The organism is Glacieibacterium sp. (assembly GCF_965200405.1).
In the GTDB taxonomy this organism is placed as follows: Bacteria; Pseudomonadota; Alphaproteobacteria; order Sphingomonadales; family Sphingomonadaceae; genus Glacieibacterium.
The window spans coordinates 3176001-3195176 of sequence record NZ_OZ241356.1 but is presented as its reverse complement, the minus strand read 5'-3'; the positions used below and the strand labels follow the sequence as shown (position 1 = coordinate 3195176).

The 19176-nt window shown below is 68.3% G+C and carries 22 protein-coding genes; 14 read left to right on the top strand and 8 right to left on the bottom strand.

Translation table 11 applies throughout. From position 1 onward, the window contains the following. The first annotated feature begins 223 nt into the window (after positions 1 to 223). The 8 genes from ACOFKW_RS14970 to ACOFKW_RS14935 all read left to right on the top strand — a co-directional run bounded on the left by ACOFKW_RS14970 (position 224) and on the right by ACOFKW_RS14935 (position 6870). Complete coding sequence (locus ACOFKW_RS14970; RefSeq protein WP_419816968.1) at positions 224 to 1114, top strand: ACP S-malonyltransferase; 891 nt, start codon at positions 224 to 226, stop codon at positions 1112 to 1114. 56 nt (positions 1115 to 1170) lie between these two features. Further along, positions 1171 to 1908 carry a 3-oxoacyl-[acyl-carrier-protein] reductase gene (gene fabG, locus ACOFKW_RS14965; RefSeq protein WP_419814927.1) on the top strand — a complete coding sequence of 246 codons (738 nt, stop codon included), beginning with the start codon at positions 1171 to 1173 and terminating at the stop codon, positions 1906 to 1908. 139 nt (positions 1909 to 2047) lie between these two features. Further along, on the top strand, positions 2048 to 2287 hold the full coding sequence (locus ACOFKW_RS14960) for an acyl carrier protein (protein WP_419814926.1): 240 nt from the start codon (positions 2048 to 2050) through the stop codon (positions 2285 to 2287). A 125-nt stretch (positions 2288 to 2412) separates the two neighbouring features. Continuing rightward, entirely contained in the window at positions 2413 to 3675 is a 1263-nt protein-coding gene (gene fabF / locus ACOFKW_RS14955) for a beta-ketoacyl-ACP synthase II (protein WP_419814925.1), read from the top strand. 56 nt (positions 3676 to 3731) lie between these two features. Then, positions 3732 to 4643: an endolytic transglycosylase MltG gene (mltG, locus tag ACOFKW_RS14950; RefSeq protein ID WP_419816967.1), complete on the top strand. Its 912-nt coding sequence runs from the start codon at positions 3732 to 3734 to the stop codon at positions 4641 to 4643. 33 nt (positions 4644 to 4676) lie between these two features. Further along, the gene (locus ACOFKW_RS14945) at positions 4677 to 5219 is read left to right on the top strand and encodes a YdcF family protein (protein WP_419814924.1); all 543 of its coding nucleotides are present in this window, start codon (positions 4677 to 4679) and stop codon (positions 5217 to 5219) included. Then, a complete protein-coding gene (locus tag ACOFKW_RS14940; RefSeq protein ID WP_419814923.1) occupies positions 5216 to 5920 on the top strand; it encodes a lysophospholipid acyltransferase family protein in 705 nt (234 codons plus the stop codon). Before ACOFKW_RS14945 ends, ACOFKW_RS14940 begins: the two co-directional genes overlap by 4 nt. Next, complete coding sequence (locus ACOFKW_RS14935) at positions 5917 to 6870, top strand: DUF2125 domain-containing protein (protein ID WP_419814922.1); 954 nt, start codon at positions 5917 to 5919, stop codon at positions 6868 to 6870. The genes ACOFKW_RS14940 and ACOFKW_RS14935 overlap by 4 nt, the downstream gene beginning before the upstream one ends. Positions 6871 to 6878: 8 nt before the next feature. Here ACOFKW_RS14935 and ACOFKW_RS14930 read toward each other — a convergent pair whose 3' ends face one another. After that, the gene (locus ACOFKW_RS14930) at positions 6879 to 7787 is read right to left on the bottom strand and encodes a prephenate/arogenate dehydrogenase family protein (RefSeq protein WP_419814921.1); all 909 of its coding nucleotides are present in this window, start codon (positions 7785 to 7787) and stop codon (positions 6879 to 6881) included. Next, complete coding sequence (gene hisC, locus ACOFKW_RS14925) at positions 7787 to 8899, bottom strand: histidinol-phosphate transaminase (protein ID WP_419814920.1); 1113 nt, start codon at positions 8897 to 8899, stop codon at positions 7787 to 7789. The genes ACOFKW_RS14930 and hisC overlap by 1 nt, the downstream gene beginning before the upstream one ends. A 259-nt stretch (positions 8900 to 9158) precedes the next feature. Between hisC and metX the strand changes: the two genes are divergently transcribed. Genes metX through metW form a run of 3 tightly spaced genes read left to right on the top strand, consistent with a single transcriptional unit; the run spans position 9159 to position 11289 of the window. Continuing rightward, complete coding sequence (metX, locus tag ACOFKW_RS14920; protein WP_419814919.1) at positions 9159 to 10277, top strand: homoserine O-acetyltransferase MetX; 1119 nt, start codon at positions 9159 to 9161, stop codon at positions 10275 to 10277. Next, positions 10274 to 10705 (top strand): GNAT family N-acetyltransferase, encoded by a 432-nt coding sequence (locus tag ACOFKW_RS14915; protein WP_419814918.1) that lies wholly within the window; start codon positions 10274 to 10276, stop codon positions 10703 to 10705. The genes metX and ACOFKW_RS14915 overlap by 4 nt, the downstream gene beginning before the upstream one ends. Further along, positions 10702 to 11289: a methionine biosynthesis protein MetW gene (metW, locus tag ACOFKW_RS14910; protein WP_419814917.1), complete on the top strand. Its 588-nt coding sequence runs from the start codon at positions 10702 to 10704 to the stop codon at positions 11287 to 11289. Before ACOFKW_RS14915 ends, metW begins: the two co-directional genes overlap by 4 nt. Here the strand turns inward: metW and ACOFKW_RS14905 are convergent, their stop codons facing one another. Next, on the bottom strand, positions 11290 to 11973 hold the full coding sequence (locus ACOFKW_RS14905) for a class I SAM-dependent methyltransferase (RefSeq protein ID WP_419814916.1): 684 nt from the start codon (positions 11971 to 11973) through the stop codon (positions 11290 to 11292). A 95-nt stretch (positions 11974 to 12068) separates the two neighbouring features. Here ACOFKW_RS14905 and ACOFKW_RS14900 point away from each other — a divergent pair, with 95 nt between their 5' ends. After that, positions 12069 to 12641, top strand: coding sequence for a peroxiredoxin (locus tag ACOFKW_RS14900; protein WP_419814915.1), 573 nt, complete (start codon positions 12069 to 12071; stop codon positions 12639 to 12641). Between the two features lie 58 nt (positions 12642 to 12699). Here the strand turns inward: ACOFKW_RS14900 and ACOFKW_RS14895 are convergent, their stop codons facing one another. Both ACOFKW_RS14895 and ACOFKW_RS14890 read right to left on the bottom strand, forming a co-directional pair. Then, entirely contained in the window at positions 12700 to 13875 is a 1176-nt protein-coding gene (locus ACOFKW_RS14895) for an acetyl-CoA C-acetyltransferase (RefSeq protein ID WP_419814914.1), read from the bottom strand. A 31-nt stretch (positions 13876 to 13906) separates the two neighbouring features. Then, positions 13907 to 15010, bottom strand: coding sequence for an alpha/beta hydrolase (locus ACOFKW_RS14890; protein WP_419814913.1), 1104 nt, complete (start codon positions 15008 to 15010; stop codon positions 13907 to 13909). On the opposite strand from ACOFKW_RS14890, the gene phaR reads away from it, so the two are divergent. Beyond that, positions 15009 to 15602, top strand: a complete 594-nt coding sequence (phaR, locus tag ACOFKW_RS14885) for a polyhydroxyalkanoate synthesis repressor PhaR (RefSeq protein WP_419814912.1) — start codon at positions 15009 to 15011, stop codon at positions 15600 to 15602. The genes ACOFKW_RS14890 and phaR overlap by 2 nt on opposite strands. 3 nt (positions 15603 to 15605) lie before the next feature. Here phaR and ACOFKW_RS14880 read toward each other — a convergent pair whose 3' ends face one another. Further along, entirely contained in the window at positions 15606 to 16499 is an 894-nt protein-coding gene (locus tag ACOFKW_RS14880; protein WP_419814911.1) for a class I SAM-dependent methyltransferase, read from the bottom strand. A gap of 24 nt (positions 16500 to 16523) precedes the next feature. Between ACOFKW_RS14880 and ACOFKW_RS14875 the strand changes: the two genes are divergently transcribed. Continuing rightward, entirely contained in the window at positions 16524 to 16715 is a 192-nt protein-coding gene (locus ACOFKW_RS14875) for a hypothetical protein (RefSeq protein WP_419814910.1), read from the top strand. On the opposite strand, the gene ACOFKW_RS14870 is transcribed toward ACOFKW_RS14875, so the two are convergent. Both ACOFKW_RS14870 and ACOFKW_RS14865 read right to left on the bottom strand, forming a co-directional pair. Then, the gene (locus ACOFKW_RS14870; protein ID WP_419814909.1) at positions 16699 to 17118 is read right to left on the bottom strand and encodes an acyl-CoA thioesterase; all 420 of its coding nucleotides are present in this window, start codon (positions 17116 to 17118) and stop codon (positions 16699 to 16701) included. The genes ACOFKW_RS14875 and ACOFKW_RS14870 overlap by 17 nt on opposite strands. Beyond that, positions 17105 to 19147: a S9 family peptidase gene (locus ACOFKW_RS14865; protein WP_419814908.1), complete on the bottom strand. Its 2043-nt coding sequence runs from the start codon at positions 19145 to 19147 to the stop codon at positions 17105 to 17107. The genes ACOFKW_RS14870 and ACOFKW_RS14865 overlap by 14 nt, the downstream gene beginning before the upstream one ends. Between the last annotated feature and the right edge of the window lie 29 nt (positions 19148 to 19176).

Sequence of the window (19176 nt, the reverse complement as noted above, 5' to 3'; positions counted from 1 at the left end):
ATTGCCGTAAGGCATGATGGATTGACGTGAATTCTATGGCTCGGGATCTGTCTGTCCCGTTAACCGCCTTGCGGACATAAATCGAAGCGACCTTCCATGCAAACCCGAAGGTTGCCGCTTCTCTCACCTGCGCCTAATCGGTCGGCGGCATAAGTCACGTATCTGGAGACTGGATTTGACGCGAGCTTTCGTATTTCCCGGGCAGGGCAGCCAGGCGGTCGGCATGGGCGCGGCGCTGGCCGGCGCCTCCCCGGTGGCGCGGGCGGTGTTCGAGGAAGTCGACGATGCGCTCGGCGAGCGGCTGTCGCGCCTGATGTTCGACGGCCCGGAAGACGAGCTCAAGCTGACCCGCAACGCCCAGCCGGCGATCATGGCGCTCAGCATCGCGGTCCTGCGCGTGCTCGAAGGCGAGGGCGGCATCGTGCTGGCCGACAAGGCGGCCTATGTTGCGGGGCACAGCCTGGGCGAATACAGCGCCCTGTGCGCCGCGGGATCGCTGACGCTGGCGGACACGGCCCGGCTGCTGCGGTTGCGCGGCACCGCGATGCAGGCCGCCGTGCCGGTCGGCGCCGGAACCATGGCGGCGCTGCTCGGTATCGACCTGGCGACGGCGCAGGCGGTCGCTGCCGAAGCCGCCGAGGGAGAGATTTGTGCGGTGGCCAACGACAATGCCCCCGGGCAGGCGGTGATCTCGGGCCATGTCGAGGCGGTGACCCGCGCCATCGCCCTCGCCAAGACCCGTGGTGCCCGGCATGCCGTTCTGCTGCCGGTGTCGGCGCCGTTCCACTGTTCGCTGATGCAGCCGGCGGCCGATGCGATGGAGGAGGCGCTGGCCGGGACGCGCCTCGATGCGCCGTTCGTGACGCTGGTCGCCAATGTCACCGCCCAGCCGGTAAGCGATGTCGCCAGTATTCGCCGACTTCTGGTCGAACAGGTTACTGGAATGGTAAGATGGCGTGAGAGTGTCGCAACGATGACCGGGCTCGGGGTCGACCAGTTCATCGAGCTGGGCGGCAAGGTTCTCGGACCGATGAACAAGCGTATTTCACCCGACGCAAGCAACGTTTCGGCCATCGACATGTCCGGTATCGAAGCCATTGCGAAGACTTTTTAAATGTTACTGCTCCATGGGGCTTGATGCACCATGGGGAGAGCGAAGTGAGAAGACCGATGTTCGACCTTAGTGGTATGACGGCGCTGGTTACGGGGGCGTCGGGCGGTATTGGCGAAGCGGTAGCGCGGGGCCTCGAGGCTCGCGGCTGCCGCGTCGCGCTGTCGGGCACCCGTCTCGACAAGCTGGAGGAGCTGGCGCGCTCGATCGGCAACGGTGCCGTCGCGCTGCCGTGCAACCTGGCCGACGCCAAGGCGGTCGATGCACTGGTGCCGCAGGCGGTCGCCGCGCTGGGCCAGCTCGATATCCTCGTCAACAATGCCGGCGTGACCCGCGACAACCTCGCCCTTCGCATGAAGGACGAGGAGTGGGAGATGGTCATCCGCGTCAACCTGGAGGCGGCGTTCCGCCTGTGCCGGGGGGCGATGAAGCCGATGATGAAGGCGCGCTTCGGCCGCATCATCTCGATCACCTCGATCGTCGGCGTGACCGGCAATCCGGGCCAGGCGAATTATGCCGCATCCAAGGCCGGCCTGATCGGCATGTCGAAGGCGCTGGCCGGTGAGGTCGCGACGCGCGGCATCACGGTCAACTGCGTCGCGCCGGGCTTCATCGTCTCGCCGATGACCGACGCGCTGCCGGAGGTGCAGAAGGACGCACTGACCGGACGCATCCCCGCCGGGCGACTGGGCGAGGGCGCCGACATCGCCGCGGCGGTGGTCTATCTCGCCTCGCGCGAGGCCGGTTACGTCACCGGGCAGACCTTGCACGTCAACGGCGGGATGGCGATGATCTGACCGGTACGTCGATCGGTGCGAAGATCGTGCCGGTGTCGTGCATTCCACGTTAACGGACGCTTGCCACGTCGCACGCCCACGGGTATCGGCAGGACGTACACAACAGGGCCGCCGACCCAGCGAGCCGGGAGAGGTTAACATGACCGACGTTGCAGACCGCGTGAAGAAGATCGTCATCGAGCACCTCGGTGTGGATGCCGACAAGGTCACCGAAGATGCCAGCTTCATCGACGACCTCGGCGCAGACAGCCTCGACACCGTCGAGCTGGTCATGGCCTTCGAGGAAGAGTTCGGCGTCGAGATTCCCGACGATGCCGCCGAGAAGATTCTGACCGTCAAGGACGCCATCAGCTTCATCGGCGCCAACCAGGCCGCCTGAGCTTAGTTTGCCTTGGCGCTTTAAGGGTGCCGGCTGGGGTCGACCCGTGATTAAAACGGCTCTCCGCACCCGCGGGGGGCCGTTTTGCGTATTTCCGCAGATACAATGACTTGAGGAGAGCGCGAATGCGCCGCGTCGTAATTACCGGAGTGGGGATGGTGACGCCGCTGGGCAGCGATGTCGAAACCGTCTGGGCCAGCCTGATCGCTTCGAAGTCGGGGGCGGGTCCGATCACGCGCTTCGACGCGACCAACTACGCCTGCCGCATCGCGATGGAGGTCAAGCGCGGCGACGGCAGCGGCGACACCTTCGACGCCGGCAAGCGCGTCGACCACAAGGTCCAGCGCCAGGTCGATCCATTCATCACCTACGGCATCGATGCCGCCGGGCAGGCGCTGGAAGACGCCGGCCTGACCGACATGACTGAGGAGCAGCGCTTTCGCGCCGGCTGCTCGATCGGTTCGGGCATCGGCGGCCTGCCGGGCATCGAGGAAGAATCGATCGTCCTGCACGAAAAAGGCCCGCGCCGGGTCAGCCCGCACTTCGTTCACGGCCGCCTGATCAACCTGATCTCCGGCCAGGTCAGCATCAAATACGGACTGATGGGACCCAACCACGCGGTCGTCACCGCCTGCTCGACCGGCGCACACGCCATCGGCGACGCAGCCCGGATGATCGCGCTCGACGATGCCGATGTCATGCTGGCGGGCGGCGCCGAGGGCGCGATCTGCCCGCTCGGCATCGCCGGCTTCTCGCAGGCCCGCGCCCTGTCCACCGGCTTCAACGACGAGCCGACCCGCGCCTCGCGCCCCTATGACAAGGGCCGCGACGGCTTCGTCATGGGCGAGGGCGCCGGCGTCGTCTGCCTGGAGGAGTATGAGCACGCCAAGGCGCGCGGTGCGAAAATCTATGGCGAGGTCATCGGCTATGGCCTGACCGGCGACGCGTACCACGTCACGGCGCCGCACCCGCAAGGGTCGGGGGCGTTCCGCTCGATGACGATGGCGTTGAAGAAGGCCGGGCTCGACCCGTCCGACATCGACTATATTAACGCGCACGGCACCTCGACGCCGATGGGCGACGAGCTTGAACTGGGCGCGGTCCGCCGCCTGTTCGGCTCGGCGATCGACACGGTGTCGATGTCGTCGACCAAGTCGGCGATCGGGCATTTGCTCGGTGGTGCCGGTGCGGTCGAATCGATCTTCTGCCTGCTGGCGATGCGCGACCAGATCGTGCCGCCGACGCTCAACCTCGACGATCCGTCGGATGCCTGTGTCGGTGTCGACCTGGTGCCGCACGTCGCCAAGCAGCGTAAGGTCAAGGCCGTGCTCAACAACAGCTTCGGCTTTGGCGGGACGAACGCGACACTGGTCTTCCAGAGCCTGTGAAGGTCGGGCGCGCCGGGCTGGTTTTCCTGCTGCTCCTGGCGCTGCTCGGTGCTCCGATGCTGCTCGCGCCGTGGTGGGGCGGTCCTGACAAGCCGGTCAAGACCGTCGATGTCACCATCGCGCCGGGGTCGTCGCTGGCCAAGGCGTCGGAGCAGCTCGAGGACGTCGAGCTGGTCACTTCGGCGCGGCACTTCGAGTGGCTGGCGCGCATCCTCGGCAAGCCGGTGCCGATCAAGGCGGGCGTGTACCGCTTCGCGCGCGGCGACGGCTGGAAGCATTACCTCGAATCGCTCCAGTCGGGCGAGGTGCTGAGCTATCGCATCACCATTCCCGAAGGCTGGCCTGCCGTGATGGTCGCCGACCGGCTGCGCGCCGAGAAGCAGCTCACCGGCACCATCGACGTGCCGGCCGAGGGCTCGGTGCTGCCCGACACCTATGACTTCCAGGCCGGCGAACCACGCGCCGCGGTGCTCAAGCGCATGCAGGCGGCGATGACGCGCGAGCTGGCGACGCTGTGGAAGGCGCGCAAGCCGACCGCCGTCGTCAAGACTCCGGAGGAAGCCATCGTGCTTGCCTCGATCGTCGAGAAGGAGACCGGCAAGGCCGCCGAACGCCGCACAGTTGCAGGGGTTTACGGCAACCGGCTCAGGCAGGGCATCAAGCTGGGCGCCGACCCGACGGTGATCTATCCCTATACCAAGGGCCGGGCGCTGGGCCGCCGCATCAAGCAGAGCGAGCTCCACGCCGACAACGGCTACAACACCTATGTCATGGTCGGCCTGCCCAAGGGGCCGATCGCCAATCCCGGTCGCGCCTCGATCGCCGCGGTGCTCGATCCGGCCCCGACCAAGGCGCTGTACTTCGTTGCCGACGGCACCGGCGGGCATGTCTTCGCCGACACGCTGGCCGAGCATAATGCCAACGTCGCCAAGTGGTTCGCCATCCGCCGGGCACGGGGAGAGATGTGACCGCCAGGACGCTCTCGTGATGGGCGCGCGTCCGTGAAGATCCTGGTCCGCCTGTTCGCGCTGGTCGCGATGGTCTGGGGCTTCGTCTTTGCCTGGTTCGTGGTGACGCTGGGGCAGGATGCGCCGCTCGACCTGCGCACCGACGCGGTGGTCGTCCTGACCGGCAGTTCCGGGCGGCTGGCGCGCGGCGTCGAGGTGCTGACGGCGGGGCAGGCGGAGCGGATGCTGGTCTCGGGCGTCGCGCGCGGCGTCACCGATGCGGAACTGGCCGCCATCGTCGGGGCACCCCGCGCCTTGTTCGATACCCGCGTCGACCTGGGCTTCGCGGCGATCGACACGCGCTCCAATGCCGAGGAGACGCGGGACTGGATGGCGCGGCACCGCTACCGCACGCTGCGGCTGGTGACCTCGGCCGCGCACATGCGGCGCGCCCGGCTGGAGCTGGAGGCGCGACTGCCCAAGACCGTCAGCATCCTCGCCGACGCGGTGCCGGTCGATCCCCAGCCGCTGGGATTGATTCGCGAGTTCAACAAGTTCGCACTGCGCTGGGGCGCGCTGCAGCTGGGGGTCGAATGATCGCGTTGCTGCGCTCGCTGCTGTTCACGGCGGTGTTCTATCTCGGCTCGGTGCCGATCGTCAGCGGCGCGGCGATCGCGTCGCTGATCTCCTATCCGGCGCTGCAGTTCATGTCGCGGCTGTGGGCGCAGTGGTTCTATGTCACCGCCCGCGTGCTGCTCGGGGTCCGCCTGAAGATCGAGGGCAATGTGCCGCAGCATTCGGTCATCGTCGCCGCCAAGCACCAGTCGGCGTATGAGACGATCATGACGCTGGCGCTGTTCAATGCGCCGGCAGTGGTGATGAAGGCCGAACTGATGAACATCGCGGTCTGGGGCTATGTGGCGCGGCGGCAGGGCGCGATCCCGGTCGATCGCGACGCCTCGACGACGGCGATGCGGGCGATGATGCGCGCCGCCTCCGAGGCCAAGGCCGCCGACCGCCCGGTGATCATCTTCGCCGAGGGCACGCGCGTCCCCGTCGGCGAGGAACCGGCGCTGAAGCCGGGTTTTGCCGGCTTGTACCGGATGCTCAAGCTGCCGGTCGTGCCGGTGGCGCTCGACAGCGGCAAGGTCTGGCCCAAGGGGCTGGTCAAGCACGCCGGCGTCATCACCATGCGCTTCGGCGAGCCGATTCCCCCGGGCCTGCCGCGCGAGGAAATCGAAGCGCGGGTCCATGCCGCGATCAACGCTCCGGTCGGCGCAGGGGCGGTGGCCCTGTGAAGCGCATCCCGCTGTGGCTGACCGTCGTGCCGCTGCTGCTCGCGGTTGCCGGCTATTGGTGGTTCTGGTCGGGCTACAAGCGCGAATTCCGCACCGAGATCAGCGCGCTGGTGCCGGGTCGCCCGCTGGTTCTGGGCGGCTTTCCGTACCGGCTGGAGGCGACGGTCGACGCGCCGGTGCTGGAAAAGCGCGGCACCGACTTCAGCGCGCGACTGTCGGCGGCGAAGGCGATCCTCAACCGCGGGCCGTGGCAGCCGGCGCTGACGCTGATCCGGGGCACCGACGTGCGCGCCGTGTTTGCCATCCCGGCCTTGCCCGCCGCGGCGCTGAGCATCACCGCGCCGGCGTCGCAGTCGAGCCTGCACCTCGACAAGGACAAGCGCGTCGCCCGGCTGTCGACGGTGTTCGACCGTCCGCGCATCGACGCGGCGCTGCTCGGCAGTCCGGCGACGGCGACGCGGCTGGAGGTGCATGTCCGCGAGACACCGGGCCGGTCGCCCGAGGCGTGGTCGCCGACGCTGCCGCAGCGCGCACAGGTCGTGCTGGCCGCCACCGACCTTCGGCTCGGATCGGGCGCGCCCCTGACCATGGCGGCGGATCTTCGGGTCACCGGTCCGACGCGGCTGATCGACTATGCGCGCTGGGCCGGCAGCGGCACAGTCGAGGTGCATGGGCTGACGCTGGCCGACATGACCGGCGAGGTGATGCGGCTGGACGGCACCGTCGCGGTCGCAGGCGGCGCCGCGCGGGTGAGCGGCACGATCCTGACGGTCTGCCCGGAGACGGTGCGCGCCGCGTTGACCGGCGGCCAGCGGGTCAGCGAGCAGCGCCTGCGGATCGCGGTCAAGCTAGCGGTCGGTGGTGCGCCGGGAGCATGGACGCTGGCCGGGCTGCCGGCGGCGACGCGGGCGGTGCGCGCGCAGCAGCCGGCGTGCCCGGTGTTGCGCTAGGGCGGGCCTTAGTGCTTGCGGCCGAAGTCCGCGGCGTCGGTGTCCTGGCCCTGGTCGACGATGCCGCGCCGCACTGCCCGGGTGCGGGTGAACAACGCTTCCAGAAACTCGCCGTCGCCCCAGCGGATCGCCCGCTGCAGCGCGGTCAAATCCTCGGTGAAGCGCTGCAGCACGTCCAGCACCGCGTCCTTGTTCGACAGGAAGACGTCGCGCCACATCACCGGGTCCGACGCTGCGATGCGGGTGAAGTCGCGGAAGCCGCCCGCTGAATATTTGATCACCTCCGACGAGGTGACGCTTTCCATGTCCGACGCGGTGCCGACGATCGAATAGGCGATGAGGTGGGGCAGGTGGCTGGTCACCGCGAGCACCATGTCGTGATGCGCCGCGTCCATGACCTCGACCGTCGCGCCGAGCCGGGTCCAGAACTCCCGGACCCGCTCGACCGCCAGCACGTCGGCGCTCGCAGCGGGCGTCAGGATGCACCAGCGCCCGTCGAACAGCGTCGCGAAGCCGGCGTCCGGCCCGGATTTCTCGGTGCCCGCGACGGGGTGCGCCGGCACGATCGACACGCCCTCCGGCAGCACTTCGCTGAGGTCGGACAGCACGCTCGCCTTGACCGAGCCGGTGTCGGAAATCACGCAGCCCGCGGGCAGGTCGTCGGCGATCGACGCGGCGACCTTCATCATCGCCAGCACCGGCACCGCCAGGATCACCAGGTCGGCGTCGATCACCGCGGCGCCCGCCGTATCGGCGACATCGTCGGCCAGGTCGAGGTCGCGGACACGCTCGCGCACCGCATGGTCGGCATCATGGACGGTCAGCGCCACCGTTGGCATCTTGGCCCGCACCGCGCGCGCCAGCGACGAGCCGATCAGCCCCATGCCGATGATCGAGACCCGCGAGAACGGCAGCATCAGTCGATGCCCGCGAAGCGCCGCAGCGAGACCGCCGCCGCGCGCGTCTCGGCCTCGGTCCCGACCGAGATGCGGATGCAGCGCGGCATCGACTGGACCGCGAGGTAGCGCGCGATGATCCCGTCGGCGAGCAGCGCCTCGTTCGCCTTGTCGGCGGTCAGCGTTCCTTCGGCGGGAAACTCGACGAGCACGAAGTTCGCGGCGGACGGGATGGCGCGCAGCCCCTTGTTGCCCAGCGCGGTGACCTGCTCGGTCAGCCAGCGCCGCCACTCCAGCGTGTGCGAGCGGGTCTTCTCGACCCAGTCGGTATCGCCCAACGCCGCGACCGCGCCGGCCTGTCCGGTCGTCGGCACGTTGAACGGCGCGCGGATGCGGTGCATCGCCGAGACCAGCGCGGGTTGCGCATAGCCCCAGCCGATGCGCTGCGCCGCCAGCCCATAGATCTTCGAGAAGGTCCGCATCGTCACGACGTTGGCATGGGCGTCGGACAGTGCCAGGCCGTCCTCATACTCGCCCTCGGCGAACTCGGCATAGGCGCAGTCGAGCGCGAACACGCAGTCGGACGGCAGCCCGGCGTGCAGGCGGCGAACCTCGGCGGCGGAGATCAGCGTACCCGTCGGATTGTTCGGATTGGCGAGGAAGACGACGCGGGTGCGCGGCGTCACCAGCGCCAGCAGCGCATCGACGTCGGTGCCATAGTCGAGGTCGGGCGCCACCACCGGCGTCGCACCGACCCGCCGGGCCGCGATGTCGTAAACGGCGAAGCCATAGCGCGGGTACAGGATCTCGTCGCCGACGCCGGCAAAGGCACCCGCGACCAGGTGGATGATCTCGTCGGAGCCGGTGCCGCAGATGATCCGCTCCGGGTCGATGCCGTGCAGCGCGCCGATCGCTGTGCGCAACTCGGTCGAGGCCGGGTCGGGATAGCGGTTGGTGTTGGCCAGCACCGCCTGCATCGCGGTGACCGCCAAGGGGCTCGGGCCGAAGGGGTTCTCGTTCGACGACAGCTTGGCGACGATCGGGCGGCCGTCGAGCTTGGCCTTGCCCGGCACATAGGGCGCCAGCGCCTCGATCCACGGCTTGATCTGGGGGGCGGGCGTGGTGCTGTTCATGGGTGCGGCTTGTGACGGGCGCAGGGCGCGGTGGCAAGACGGGAGCGACGCCGGGGCAGGGTGCGCGACGCCATCGCTGCGGAAAGCGCTGTCCTACACCGGAACCGATATGGCACAGTTCGTCGATGCCCGATTACCATATCCACAGTTTTCCCGCGTCGGGAGAAGGACACTGCCTCATATGTGTAACCTTCGTAACCTTCCGGCGCGCCACCGCCGTCTTGCGCCGACCCCCGCCGCTGCCTAACCACTCACCGCAATGACTGTCCACGACACCCGGCACGGCCTCGATCGCCGCGTCACCCTCACCGCGCCGCTGACCCTCGCCTCCGGGCAGATGCTCGACCGTGTCGAGATCGCGTACGAGACCTATGGCAGCCTCAACACCGACGCCTCGAACGCGGTGCTGGTGTGCCATGCGCTGACCGGCGACCAGCACGTCGCCAGCGTCCATCCGCGTACCGGCAAGCCCGGCTGGTGGAGTCGCATGGTCGGCGTCGGCAAGCCCGTCGATCCGGCGCGGCACTTCATCGTCTGCGCCAATGTGCTGGGCGGCTGCATGGGCTCGAGCGGCCCGGGCAGCGTCGATCCGGCGACGGGCAAGCCGTTCGCAATGGCCTTCCCGGTGATCACCGTCGCCGACATGGTCGCGGTGCAACTGGCGCTGCTCGACCATCTCGGCGTCGGCGTGCTGGCGGCGGTGGTCGGCGGCTCGATGGGCGGCATGCAGGCGCTCCAGCTGGCGGCGGCGCATCCGGAGCGGGTCCGCTCGGCAGTCATCATCGCCAGCGCGGCGCGGCATTCGGCGCAGAACATCGCCTTCCACGAAGTCGGGCGACAGGCGATCATGGCCGATCCGAACTGGGCGCAGGGCAATTACTATGGCGGCCCGACCCCCAGCGCCGGGCTGGCGGTGGCGCGCATGGCGGCGCATATCACCTATCTGTCGGAGGCCGGGCTGACCGAGAAGTTCGGCCGCCGCCTGCAGGACCGCGAGGCGCTGGGCTTCGGCTTCGATGCCGACTTCCAGGTCGAAAGCTATCTGCGCCACCAGGGGCTGAGCTTCGTCGATCGCTTCGATGCGAATTCCTACCTCTATATCACCCGCGCCATGGACTATTTCGACCTCGCCGCGCCGCACGACGGCAGGCTGGCGGATGCCTTCAAGGGTACGCCGGTGCGGTTCGCGCTGGTCAGCTTCACCAGCGACTGGCTGTACCCGACGCCGGAGTCGCGCCGCATCGTCAAGGCGCTCAACGCCGCCGGGGCCGAGGTCAGCTTCGTCGAGCTCGAATCGCCGCATGGCCATGACGCCTTCCTGCTCGAATCGCCCGAGCTCAACCGCGTCGTCGACGGCTTCCTGAGGGCGGGCGAATGATCGAGCTGTCGGACGACGCCTCGCGCCTCGACGTGGCACGCATCCATGGCTGGCTGGCGTCGAGCTATTGGTCGCCGGGCATCGCCCTCGACACCGTCCAGCGCGCCATCGCCGGCTCGCACTGTCTCGGCGCCTATCGGGGCGAGGCGCAGGTCGGCTTTGCGCGGATGATCACCGACCGCGCGACATTCGCCTGGCTCGCCGACGTCTGGGTCGACGAGCCGGTGCGCGGCCTGGGGTTGGGGCGGCGCATGGTCGACTGGTTCATCGAGCACCCCGGTTACGCCGGCATCCGCCGCTTCGCGCTGGTCACCCGCGACGCGCATGGAGTGTATGCCGCCAATGGCTTCCACGCGTTGCTTCGCCCGGAGCGTTATATGGAACGGCTGTCGGCGCAGGCGACCGCCTTGCTGAAGGCGTCGGCATGACCGAGCTCCGCCCCGACCTTGCGGTCATCGCCGGGCTGGTCGCGCCCAACTCAAGCGTCCTCGATGTCGGCTGCGGCGACGGCGCGCTGCTCGCCGCTTTGCGCCGCGACAAGTCGGTGCGAGGGCGCGGCATCGAACTGTCGGCGACCAATGTCGCGGCGGCGGTGGCGCTCGGCCTGTCGGTGATGCAGGGCGATGCCGACACCGATCTTGGCGATTATCCCGACGATGCCTTCGACACGGTGATCCTGTCCAATACGCTGCAGGCAATGCGCGCGCCGGGTGCGGTGCTCGGCGAGCTGCTGCGGATCGGGCGGCGGGCGGTGGTCAGCTTCCCCAACTTCGGTCACTGGCGGGTCCGCGGCTCGATGCTGTTCGGCGGGCGCATGCCGGTGACGCGGACGCTGCCGGTGGCATGGTACGAGACGACCAACATCCACCTGTGCACCGTCGACGACTTCCGCGCGCTGGTCCGCGACCTCGGCTTCCACGTCGAGCAGGCGATCTATCTCGGCGGCGGCAAGCGGCTCGATCTGGCGGCGAACTTGCGGGCGGAGCAGGCGGTCTTCGTCCTTGCGCGCTGATCAGGCCTCGGCCCGGACGATCCTCTCGACCGCGGCAACTCGCCCGACCGGGCGCAGGCCGTCGATCTTGCTGGCGCTGACGACGTGGACCCCGCCCAGCGTCGGTGCGAAGCGCGCCAGCGGACCCTCCAGCCAGCGCAGCCGAGGCGACGGCGGTGCGCTCAGCGCCATGTCCCAATGCTCGACCTCGAACATCGCGTCGCCGAGCAGCCGCGTCAGGCCGCGCTTGCCATATGGATGGCCGCGCCCGAACGGCACCGATTCGACGCGCGCCCAGACGCCCGCCCGGTTCGGCACGACCAGCACCAGCCGCCCGGCCGGGGCCAGCACCCGCCACAGCTCGCGCAGCACGACGCGGGGCCGCTCGACCAGCTCCAGCGCATGGATCAGCAGGGCGTCGTCGAACAGTGCGTCGTTGAACGGCAGGCGCTCAGGGTCGGCGGCGGCCGCCCGGTTGGGCTGGGTCAGCGGCCAGCGTGTCGCGCCCTCGACGATCATCGCGACGCGCTCGTGGCGCAGGCCGTGCATCCGCGTCAGCACCGGCGCCGTCTGGCCCAGCGCCAGCAGCCGTGCAGTCGGCGCACCCGTCAGCATCGGTCTTACCGCAGCTGCGAGATGGCGGGCCGCCTCGCGACCGGGCGGCGTCGCGTACCAATCCGCGATAGGGCTTTCGGACAGGTCCATAAACTTCTCGCATCTGCAGCATGAATTCTGGCGTTCGCGGCATGGAGGCACTATCTGGGGATGTATCTTCCACATCACCGACAAAAGGAACGACCATGATCGGCCGTCAGGTTCCCTCCGTAACCTTCAAGACCCGCGTCCGCGACGAAACCGTCGACGGGCCAAACCCCTTCCGCTGGCAGGACGTGACCTCCGCCGAAGTGTTCGCTCCCGGCAAGCGCATCGTCGTGTTCTCGCTGCCCGGCGCCTTCACCCCGACCTGCTCCAGCGAACAGTGCCCGGGCTATGAGCGCGAGTACGACAATCTCAAGGACCAGGGCGGTGTCGACGAGGTCTATTGCGTCAGCGTCAACGATGCGTTCGTAATGTTCAAGTGGGGCCAGGACCTCGGCCTCAAGAACGTCAAGATGCTCCCCGACGGCAACGGCCACTTCACCGAGCTGATGGGCATGCTGATCAACAAGGAGCATCTCGGTTTCGGCAAGCGCTCGTGGCGCTATTCGATGGTCGTCGACTCGGGCAAGATCGTCGCCCTGTTCGAGGAGCCCGGCAAGAACGACGTCGGCTCGGACACCGATCCGTACATCGAATCGACCCCCGAGAAGATCCTCGAGTGGGTCTGCGCCAACCCCAAGTCCGCCAGCGACCTCGAACTCGAAGCCGCTTAAAGCACCTACGATCCGTCGTCCCGGCTCCGGCCGGGACGACGGGTTCGGCTTCGGGCGATCAGTCGCGCTCGAGGCACATGGCGATGCCCATGCCGCCGCCGATGCACAGCGTTGCCAGGCCCTTCTTAGCGTCGCGCTTGCCCATCTCGTAGATCAGCGTGGTCAGCACCCGCGCGCCGCTCGCGCCGATCGGGTGGCCGATGGCGATGGCGCCGCCGTTGACGTTGACCTTGGCCGGGTCCAGCCCCAGCTCCTGACCGACCGCCAGCGCCTGTGCGGCGAATGCCTCATTGGCCTCGATCAGGTCGAGGTCGCCGACCGACCATCCCGCCTTCTTCAGCGCCGCCTGCGACGCGGTCACCGGGCCGATGCCCATCACCGCAGGATCGACACCGGTCGAGGCCCATGACTTGATCTTGGCGAGCACCGTCGAGCCCCGGCGGGCGGCCTCCTCGGCGGTCATCAGCACCAGCACCGCGGCGCCGTCGTTGATGCCGCTGGCGTTGGCCGCGGTGACGCTGCCGTCCTTCTTGAAGGCACCACGCAGTCCGCTGACGCTCTCGATGGTCGCGCCGTCGCGGATATACTCGTCGGTGTCGACGACGGTGTCGCCCTTGCGGCCCTTGATGGTCACCGGCGCGATCTCGTCCTTGAAGCGCCCCGAGGAGCGGGCGGCGCTAGCCTTGTTCTGCGAGCCGACGGCAAAGGCGTCCTGCTTCTCGCGGGTGACCTGGTAGCGCTCGGCGACATTCTCGGCGGTGATGCCCATGTGATAGCCGTTGAAGGCATCCCACAGCCCATCCTTGATCATCGTATCGACCAGCTCGACGCCGCCCATCTTGGTGCCGGCGCGCAGGGCCTGGGCATGGTTCGACAGGCTCATGCTCTCCTGGCCGCCGGCGACGATGACGCTGGCATCGCCCGACAGGATCGCCTGGACGCCGAGGGCGACGGCACGCATGCCGGAGCCGCAGACCTGGTTGACGCCCCACGCCGGGGTCTCCTGCGCGACGCCCGCGTTGATCGACGCCTGGCGAGCCGGGTTCTGGCCCTGTGCCGCAGTCAGCACCTGGCCGAGGATGACTTCGCTGACCTCGTCGGCGCCAACGCCGGCCTGCTCCAGCGCGGCGACGATGACGGTGCGGCCGAGTTCATGGGCCGGTACGGTGGCAAAGGCACCCATGAAGCTGCCGACTGCCGTGCGCTTGGCGGCGGTGATAACGACTCCGGTCATGGTAGCTCCTGATTGGTTGTTCCGCGTGTATCTAGTCGCCCCGGAGCCAGTGTGCCAGCGGCTCCCACAATAGGGCAGGGGCGCGGCTGCTGACGATCATGCCGACATGACCCAGCGGCAGGTCGAGTCGGGTGCCGAGGTTCAGCGCCGAACCGGCGGGAACGATCCGGTCGCGGGTGGCGACGATGTCGAGAATTGGGACCTGCAGCGCCTTGGGGCAAACAGGGGTGCCTCCGATGCGCCACTCGCCGGTGCCGCTCAGGTCGTCGGCAAAAAGGTGACGGAACAGGTCACGCGCGACTTGCGGCGGCAGCGGCGGCCCGGTGTTCGCCCAGTCCTCGAGCTCGACGAAGGCGCGCGCTGCCGGGCTGTCGGGATCGCGGCGGCCAAAGGCGACGAACTTGTCGACCACTGTCTCGCGGTCGAGCGCCCAGAAGCCGGGCTGGAGCAGCTCCATCGGCAGGCAATGCAACGCCTCGATCAGCGGATCGACCGCCTTGAAATGTGCGGTGATGTCGGCGCGTTGGGTCGCGTCATAGCCGGAAAAGTGCCACGGCGTCGCGATCAGCGCGATCCTTGTCGGGCGGACAAGCGCCGCGCCGGCCAGCGCCAACGTGCCGCCAAGGCAATAGCCGGCCAGCGCAAACGGCGCGTCGATGCTGCGCAGCAACGGGACCAGCCGCTCGCTGACGAGATCCGCCAGGTTCAGCGCCTCGTCCGCCTCGCCGGCGTCACCCCAATCGACCATCAGCGGATGCAATCCGCAGCCTGCGAGCCAGCGCAGCAACGAGTTGTCGACAGCAAGATCGAGCACCGTCGGCGGATTGATGATCGACGGCACGAACACCACGACCGGACCGGCTCCGCCATAGTCGCGCAGGCTGGCCGGACCGGCGCGAGCGACGATCGGCATCGGCTCGACCGCCCGGCGATAGGGATGCTCCTGATAAGCCCGCACCCCCGCCAGCGCCGCCTGCAGACGCTCACGGTCGCTACCGCAGACATCCGCAAGCAAAGCGATCAGCGCTGGCAGCGGATGCGGGCCGCGACCGCGCATTTCGACCACGTTGCCGCGTTGCGGCGCAGCATCGGCGTGTGCTAGTGCAGCAACAAGACTGTTATCGGACAAGATCATGGATGAATCCGCCGCCAAGCCCGCTCCCGGCCAGACGCCGGTGGTCATCAAGAAATACGCGAACCGCCGTCTGTATAACACCGACAGCTCGAGCTACATCACGCTCGATCACCTGGCGAAGATGACGCGCGAAGGCCGCGACTTCCAGGTCTTCGACGCCAAGAGTGGTGAGGACATCACGCGCTCGGTGCTGACCCAGATCGTCATGGACGAGGAGGAGAACGGCGGCCAGACGATGCTGCCGATCCCGTTCCTGCGGCAGCTCATCGCCATGTACGGCGGCACCGCCCAGGCGATGGTCCCGCACTACCTCGAAGCGTCCATGGATGCCTTCTCCAAGAACCAGACGCAGTTCCGCGAGGCGATGACCAGCTTCGGCACCGGCGCCCTCGCGGCGACGGCGCTTAAGCCTTTCGAGGCGATCACCAAGCAGAACATGGCGATGTTCCAGGCAGCGACCAGCATGCTGACCGGCCGCGCCGGCGCTCCGGGTGCTGCTGCACCGGCGAAGAAGGCCGAGCCGACCGAGCTCGACGAACTGAAGCAGCAGATGGCGGCGCTGCAGGCCCAGCTCGAAAAGCTCGGTAAATAGGGCTCAGCTCTTCACGAACTTCAGCGTCATGCGGTCCGACTCGCCGATCGCGGTGTACTTCGCCTTGTTGGTGTCACCCTCGGCGTAGTTGGGCGGCAGCGTCCAGACGCCCTTGGGATAGTCGTGGCCGTCCTTGGCGTTGGCGTTGACCTTCGACTCCGCGACCAGCTTGAAACCGGCGTCCTGCGCCAGCTTTACGATCGTCGACTTCTTCATATAGCCGCTTGAATTCTGCATCGCGTCGGGCTTGTCCTCAGGCAAGTGGTGCTCGACGATGCCAAGCGTGCCGCCGGGCTTGAGCGCCTTGGCGAAGGATTTGAAAGCGTCGGGTGCAAAGCCGCCGATGTACCAGTTGTGGACGTTACGAAAGCTCAGCACGGCGTCGGCTGAGCCGGCGGGCGCGATGTCGTAGGCGCCCTTGCCGAACGCCGTGACGCGCACCTTGGCATAGGCCGGACTGCTGTCGAGCTTGGTCTTGAACGTGGCGATGCCCTTGACCGCACGCTCGCCTGCGGCCGGATCGTTGCCGGCGGCATAATAGACGCCCTTGTCCTTGAGGTACGGCGCGAGGATCTCGGTGTACCAGCCTGCGGACGGCGAGATCTCGACCACCGTCATCGTCGGCTTGATGCCGAAGAAGGTCAGCGTCTCGACCGGATGGCGGAATTTGTCGCGCGCCCGGTTCTCGGCCGAGCGCTGAGCGCCGGACAGTGGGATCGCGTACATCGGAGCAGCGGCGATGATCGATGGCGCCGCGATCAGCACCGCCAGTGACAGCGCGATTACAGGCTTCAGCTTCAGGTTCGACACCAGCGACCTCCCTTGTCTTGGTTGCAGCAAGGCTTTAGCGCAACGCCGCAGCGGGTCATAGGCCCGGCCGACGCGGCGGCGGATCATCGGCTGCAGCTTTCAGGGAGCCTGATGGACCGCGATACCAGCCTCGTCGTCCTGGCCGTCGCGGTCGTCGCCACGATCATCGCGCTGATCGGCGACCGGGCGCGTGCCAGGTCACCGCTGGCGAAGCACGCGCTGATCCCGTGGCACGCGCTGATGTTCACCGGTATGACCTTCATCCTGGTCATGGGGATCCACCTGCTCAGCTTCCTGCGCTGACCTGCAGGAACGGCGCGGCGACTTCGGCCGGGATGCGCAGGGCACGGCGGCTGGCGGGGTCGACCAGCGCCCAGACGGTGCGGGCCGAGACGCGAAGCTTGCCGTCGGGGCCGGCGATCTCGACGAAGCGCTCGAAGCGGGCACCTTGCGGTGTGCCGACCCAGGTCGTCATCTCGACCGTCTCGCCGACCAGCGTAGCGCGCAGATAGTCGATCTCGTGGCGCGTCACGACCCAGACGTAGCGCGCGACATCCTCCGGCCGCCCGACGGCGCGCCACTGGGAAGTGGCAATGTCCTGGATCCAGCGCAGATAGACGGCATTGTTGACGTGCCCGAGTTCGTCGATGTCCTCCGGCTGCGCGGTGACGCTCAGACGGAAGGGCGTGCGGTCAGGCGGGTGCATCGAATGCCGCCAGGATGAAGGCGAACTCCTCCGCCGTCTCGCGTAGGGCCTCGAAGCGCCCCGACTTGCCGCCGTGGCCCGCGCCCATGTTGGTCTTGAGCAGCAGCGGCTTGTCGCCGGTGCCGAGCTCGCGGAGGCGGGCGACCCACTTCGCCGGCTCCCAATAGGTGACGCGCGGGTCGTTGAGGCCGGCGGTGACGAGCATTGCCGGATAAGCCTGCGCCGTCACATTGTCGTACGGGCTGTAGCTGCGGATCAGCGCGAATGCCGCCGGATCGGTCAGCGGATTGCCCCACTCGGGCCATTCGATCGGCGTCAGCGGCAGCGTGTCGTCGAGCATCGTCCCCAGCACGTCGACGAACGGCACATGCGCGACGACGGCGCGCCACAGGCCCGGATCGCTGTTGGCGACGACGCCCATCAGCGTGCCGCCAGCGCTGCCGCCCGAGGTCGAGATGTTACCCACCTTCACGAACCCGGCGTCGATCAGCGCGTGCGCCGCGGCGACGAAGTCGGTGAAGGTGTTGGTGCGCTTGTCGAGCTTGCCGTGCTGGTACCAGCGGTGGCCGAAGTCGTCGCCGCCGCGGACATGCGCGATGGCATAGGCGAAACCGCGGTCGAGCAGGCTCAGGCGGCTGGCGGAGAAGCCTGGCGGGATGGTGATGCCATAGGCGCCATAGCCGTACAGGTGCAGCCGGGCGCTGCCGTCGCGGGGCAGGTCGCGGCGATAGACCACCGACACCGGCACCTTCACGCCGTCGGGCGCGGTCGCCCACAGCCGTTCGGTCGCATAGGCCGAGGCGTCGTAGCCCGAAGGCACGACCTGGACCTTGCGCGTCACCAGCGTCCGCGCCGCAACGTCATAGTCGAACACCGTCTGCGGCGTGACCATCGAGCTGTAGCTCAGCCGCAGCAGCGGCGCGTCGGGCTCGGAGTTGGTCGACAGTCCGGCGGTGAAGCTCGGCTCCGGAAAGGCGATGCGGTGTTCGCTTCCGTCGTCGTAGCGCAGCCGAACGGCGTCGAGCCCGTCGACCCGCTCCTCGATCGCGAGATAGGAGGTGAAGGCGGTGATGCCGCGGATATAGTCGTCGTCGCTCGGGGCGATCAGCTCGGTCCACTCGCCCGGCGCGGCGAGCGTCGCGGTGGCGATGCGGAAGTTGGGATGCGTGTCGTTGGTGCGGATGAACAGCGTCTCGCCGCGCACGTCGACCTCGTATTCGCGACCCGCCAAGCGCGAGCTGACCAGCAGCGGCTTCGTCTCGGGCGCGGCGGTCGGGAACAGCCGCAGTTCGCTGGTGACGTGGTCGGCGGCGCGGACGATGATCTGGCTGCGATCCTGGCTGCGGCCGACGCCGACGAAGAAGCTCGGGTCGCTCTCCTCGTATAGCACGCCATCCTCGCCGCCGATGTCGAGCCGGTGCAGGCGAACGCGGAACGGGCGCCATTTCTCGTCGACCTCGGTCCAGGCGAGCGCGGCGCTGTCGGCGGTCCACACCGGCGAGCCGATGCTGTGCGCGGTGATCGGCTCCCCCTCGACGCCGGTGGCAAGGTCGCGGACCCGCAGCGTGAAGCGTTCCGACCCATCGGCGTCGATCGCGTAGGCGAGGCGGTTGCCGTCGGGGCTGACCGCCAGCCCGCCGAGCCGGAAGTAATCGAGCGACCCAGCCAGCGCCGGTTCGTCGAGGATGACCTGCTCGTCGCCGCCGCCTGCGGGTCGCCGCAGCCAGATCCGGTACTGGCCGCCGGTGGCGAACTTCCACCAGTAATCCCAGTCGCCGTCGCGGGTCGGGACGCCCTCGTCGTCCTGCTTCACCCGGCCTTTCAGTTCCTCGTACAGCGTTTCGACGGTCGCGGCGTGCGGCGCCATCCACGCCTCGAACCAGGCATTCTCCTCGGCGACATAGGCCAGCACGTCGGGGTCGGCGACGACAGGGTAGCCGGGGTCCTTCAGCCAGGCGAAGTGATCCTCGACGGCGATGCCGTGGTGGGTGGCGGAATGTGGGCGGCGGCTGGCGACGGGAGGCTGCATCGCGTTCGCCTAGCAAGGGCCGGACGGCT